General features: G+C 66.1%; 1 protein-coding gene. It reads left to right on the top strand.

Features of this window, described 5'->3' with window-relative positions; translation table 11 throughout:
• Nucleotide 1: 1 nt before the first annotated feature.
• Nucleotides 2-1,624 (top strand): amino acid adenylation domain-containing protein (locus tag AB0G59_RS29005; RefSeq protein ID WP_360917733.1); only part of this gene is annotated, 1,623 nt, incomplete at its 3' end.

The raw sequence follows: 1,624 nt of genomic DNA, 5'->3' as shown, positions 1-1,624 counted from the left end.
TGTGTTGTCGGGGGTTGAGCGGCGTCGGGTTCTGGTGGAGTGGAATGCGACGGGTTGTGAGGTTGTGGGGGGTGGTTTGGCGGAGTTGTTTGAGCGTCGTGTGGTTGTTGATGCTGGGGCTCCGGCGGTGGTGGGTCCGGGTGGGTTGGTGTTGTCGTATGGGGAGTTGAATGCGCGGGCGAATCGTCTGGCGCGTGTGTTGGTGTCGCGGGGGGTGGGTCGGGGCGCTTGTGTCGCGGTGTTGATGGAGCGTTCTGTTGATCTTGTGGTGGCTTTGCTGGCGGTGGTGAAGTCGGGTGCTGCTTATGTGCCGTTGCATGGTGGTTATCCGGTGGAGCGGATGCGGTGGGTGGTGGAGGACACCTCGTCGTGTGTGTTGTTGGTCGATGAGGTGATGTCGGGGCATGAGCTGGTGTTGGCTGGTGTGCCGGGTGTGGATGTGGTGTCGGTGGGGGAGCCGGCTGGTGTGGGTGGGGTGTCGGCCGGGTTCGATGCCGGGAATGTGGGGGTGGAGGTTTCCGGGGAGGATCTGGCGTATGTGATGTTCACGTCGGGTTCGACGGGGTTGCCGAAGGGTGTTGCCGTCACGCAGGGGGGTGTGGCGGGGTTTGCTTTGGACCGTTGTTGGGACCGTGGGGTTCTTCAGCGGGTGTTGTTCCATGCGAATCATGCGTTTGACGCGTCGACGTATGAGTTGTGGGCGCCATTGCTTGCGGGTGGGTGTGTGGTGGTGGCGCCCGCGGGTCGGTTGGACGCGCAGGTGGTGCGTGGGTTGGTGGCCGAGTTCGGGCTGACGAATTTCCATGCGACGGCGGGTCTTTTCCGGGTGTTGGCGGAGGAGGCGCCGGAGATTTTCGTGGGTGTGCGTGAGGTGTCCACGGGTGGGGATGTGGTGTCGGCGTCCGCGGTGCGGGGGTTGCTGGCGGCGTGTCCGGATCTGGTGGTGCGGTCGACGTATGGTCCGACGGAGTCGACGGCTTTCGCGACGCATATCGCGTTCCGTGCGGGTGATGGGGTGCCGGATGCGGTGCCGATCGGTCGGCCGATGGACAATACGCGGGTGTATGTGCTGGACGGCGGTCTGTCGCCGGTTCCGGTCGGTGTCGCGGGTGAGTTGTATATCGCGGGTGCGGGGCTCGCGCGGGGGTATGTGCGGCGTCCTTCTTTGACGGCTGAGCGTTTCGTGGCCGATCCGTTCGGGTCCCCTGGTGAGCGGATGTACCGGACGGGGGATGTGGTGCGGTGGTCGGTGTCGGGGGAGCTGGAGTTCCTCGGGCGTGCGGATGATCAGGTGAAGATCCGGGGCTTCCGTATCGAACTCGGCGAAATCGAAGCCGTCCTCGCCGCTCAGCCGGATGTCGCTCACGCGGCCGTCATCGTGCGCGAGGACCTGCCCGGCGACAAGCGACTGGTCGCCTACGTCGTCCCGGACGGCCAGGCCGTCCTGGAGCCGGAGGCCCTGAGCACGGCAGTGGCCGACCGACTTCCGGACTACATGGTTCCGGCTGCGGTGGTCGTGCTGGAGGCGTTGCCGCTGACCACGAACGGCAAGCTGGACCGCAGGGCGCTGCCCGCGCCGGACTTCGCCCGGCTCAGCACAGCCCGCACCCCCCGCAACCCCCGC

Source organism: Streptomyces sp. NPDC021096, from assembly GCF_040641275.1.
Lineage (GTDB): Bacteria > Actinomycetota > Actinomycetes > Streptomycetales > Streptomycetaceae > Streptomyces.
This window is presented reverse-complemented; position numbering and strand designations above follow the sequence as displayed.